We start from the raw sequence: 2,424 nt of genomic DNA, 5'->3' as shown, positions 1-2,424 counted from the left end.
TCCATCGCCAACTCCGCCAGATGCATCATCCGCGGCTGGTCCACCGCATCCACACCACTCTTATTGGGGGCCATATCGGACAGCACAAGGTCCACGGGCGCGCCGTCCAGCATGGCTTCCAACTGGGATAGGACGCTGTCTTCCCTGAAATCCCCATGAAGGAAGTCCACGCCCGCCAGCGGGGGCATGTCCAGGATGTCCATGGCCACCACCCGACCGCTGTTACCCATTGCCTGACGGACGAACTGCGACCAGCCGCCCGGCGCGGCGCCCAAATCGACGACGACCATGCCCGGCTTGAGCAGGCGGTCGCGCTCCAGCAGTTCTTCCAGCTTGTAGGCGGCACGGGACCGGAGGCCCTCGGCCTGGGCCTTCTTCACGTAGGGATCGGAGAAGTGTTCCTTGAGCCAGCGCTGGCTGCTCTTGCTGCGGGTGGCCATGTCGGCAAGGTCTCCGGGCACGCTGCGACGGGAGCCGCCGGAGCCGTTCGTGGGGGTCGCCATGATACCCTGATCCCCCTTTTCGACCCGTACCGTGCCGCATGCCTGTAGTCCTGACCGCTGCCCAGACCCGTTTCCTGCGCGGCCAGGCCCACGACCTGAAGGCGCTGCTGCAGATCGGGAACAAGGGCATCACGCCGGCCTTCATCGCCGAACTGGACGCGGTGCTCGAGCAGCACGAACTGGTCAAGGTCAAGGTCGCCGGTGAAGACCGCGAGGCACGCGACGCCATGATCGGGGAGCTGGCCGACCAGGCCGATGCTGCCCTGGTGCAGCGGATCGGCCATACCGCCGTGCTGTACCGCCCCAGCAAGGAACGCCGGCAGATCGTGCTGCCGCGCGGCTGAGCCCGCCACGCAGGCCGCCCGCCATGCAGCTCAGCCACGAACTTCCCGATTACGCCTTCACCCTGCGATCCGCCGACGGCCAGGTCGCCCGGGTGAACGACCGCACCCTGTCATCCAGCTTCATCCTCTCGCCGCAGCAGCTCATCGAAGCCTGGCCGGTCCAGGACAGCGCTGCGCTGACGCAGGACGATCTGCTTCCGCTGCTCGCGCTGCAACCGGAAGTGGTCCTGTTGGGCACGGGCGAACGCCAGGTCTTCCCGCCCGCCGCCGTCATGGCCGCCTGCCTGCGCCAGGGCGTGGGACTCGAAGTCATGACCAATGCCGCGGCCGCCCGCACCTTCAACGTGCTGGCCAGTGAGTCGCGCAAGGTCGTGGCCGGATTCCTGTTGGCGCCACGCTGACCACGGCGTGACGCTGCAGCGCCTGCTCCTGCTGCTCATCGTCCTCGTCACTGCTGCCTGTACGCCTCTTCTCCCGGATGCCGCCGAGCGCTATGAAACGTGGCGACGCAGCACCGACGCCAAGGCGTTGGCCGACTACGAAGGCACGCTGGCCCGGGCCGGCGTTGGCGAGGTGGTTCCGATGTCCGCCCTGTTGCGGTCCAGTCGCCGCTGGCGCACCTGCGGCCCGGAGTTTCTGCTGCCGCCACGCGAGCATGCGGACAAGATCGTGCCGACGCTACGCGTGGTGGCACAGTTGGAGCGCATGGGGATCGTCGACGGCGGCAATGTCCGCTCTGGCTACCGCTCCGCCGAGGTGAACCGGTGCGCGGGCGGAAGCACACGCAGCCGCCATCTTCGCAACAACGCCCTCGATTTCGACCTGACCGACGACACGCGCACAGAAGCGCTGTGCGAATTCTGGCGCAGGCAAGGCCCTTCGCTGCGGATGGGCCTGGGCTTCTACACGCCGACGAGGATCCACATCGACACCGCCGGGCACCGCACATGGGGCACGGACTACCGCCGGGGGACGTCGTTGTGCGTCAGGTCTCCTGGTCGAACCGGAGCAGCCGCCAGCGGGCGGCTCCCCTGGCGACCTCGCGCACATGATGCCGCTCAGCGTGGCGGCAGGTACTGCAGCGGGTCGACCGGCTTGCCGTTGTGGCGGATCTCGAAGTGCAGCATCTCGCGCGACGCGCCGCTGCTGCCCATTTCCGCGATCTGCTGCCCGGCCTTGACGCTCTGGCCTTCGTTGACGAGCCGCTTGCGGTTGTGGCCATACGCCGAAAGCCAGGCCTCGCTGTGCTTGACGATGATCAACTCGCCGTAGCCCACCAGGCCCGCGCCGGAATACACCACCACGCCGTCCGCAGCGGCGCGCACCGCCTGCCCACTGCTGCCTGCGATGTCCACGCCCTGCTTGCTGGCGTCGCCCGCCACGAAGCGACCGATCAGGTGACCATCAGCAGGCCAGCGCCATGAGAAGCCGCTGCTCGCGGGAGCCGGCGGCGCAGCGGGTCGGGTGACCGGCGCGGGCGGCGGGACCGGACGCGAGGTCGTGCCGGTGGCCGGCTTCGTCGGCGTGGTCGTGGCGGTCGTCGCCGGAGGACGGCTGACGCCGCTGCCCGGGAACAG

4 protein-coding genes and 1 pseudogene are annotated in these 2,424 nt (G+C 68.6%); 3 read left to right on the top strand and 2 right to left on the bottom strand.

The features are described from left to right. On the bottom strand, window positions 1–440 hold a 440-nt coding region (locus VGF12_RS15040; RefSeq protein ID WP_414710102.1), incomplete at its 3' end, for an RlmE family RNA methyltransferase. A 101-nt stretch (window positions 441–541) separates the two neighbouring features. Between VGF12_RS15040 and yhbY the strand changes: the two genes are divergently transcribed. From yhbY to VGF12_RS26235, 3 genes and pseudogenes are all read left to right on the top strand, one after another. Beyond that, window positions 542–847, top strand: a complete 306-nt coding sequence (gene yhbY, locus VGF12_RS15035; RefSeq protein ID WP_162336226.1) for a ribosome assembly RNA-binding protein YhbY — start codon at window positions 542–544, stop codon at window positions 845–847. 23 nt (window positions 848–870) lie between these two features. Then, a complete protein-coding gene (locus tag VGF12_RS15030) occupies window positions 871–1,248 on the top strand; it encodes an Mth938-like domain-containing protein (RefSeq protein ID WP_331176853.1) in 378 nt (125 codons plus the stop codon). After that, window positions 1,166–1,765: pseudogene (locus tag VGF12_RS26235) on the top strand (D-Ala-D-Ala carboxypeptidase family metallohydrolase); the annotation flags it as partial. The gene VGF12_RS15030 and the pseudogene VGF12_RS26235, both read left to right, overlap by 83 nt. A 140-nt stretch (window positions 1,766–1,905) precedes the next feature. Here the strand turns inward: VGF12_RS26235 and VGF12_RS15025 are convergent. Next, a partial coding sequence (locus VGF12_RS15025) for a peptidoglycan DD-metalloendopeptidase family protein (RefSeq protein WP_331176852.1) occupies window positions 1,906–2,424 on the bottom strand: 519 nt, incomplete at its 5' end.

The sequence above is a fragment of the Roseateles sp. genome, from assembly GCF_036404855.1.
Taxonomy (GTDB): Bacteria; Pseudomonadota; Gammaproteobacteria; order Burkholderiales; family Burkholderiaceae_C; genus Pelomonas.
The sequence above is the reverse complement of the archived record's forward strand: the minus strand, read 5'-3'. Positions and strand labels throughout refer to the sequence as shown.

Coding starts and splice junctions, on each gene's coding strand:
- yhbY (WP_162336226.1), top strand. CDS start 542: ATGCCTGTAGTCCTGACCGCTGCCCAGACCCGTTTCCTGCGCGGCCAG.
- VGF12_RS15030 (WP_331176853.1), top strand. CDS start 871: ATGCAGCTCAGCCACGAACTTCCCGATTACGCCTTCACCCTGCGATCC.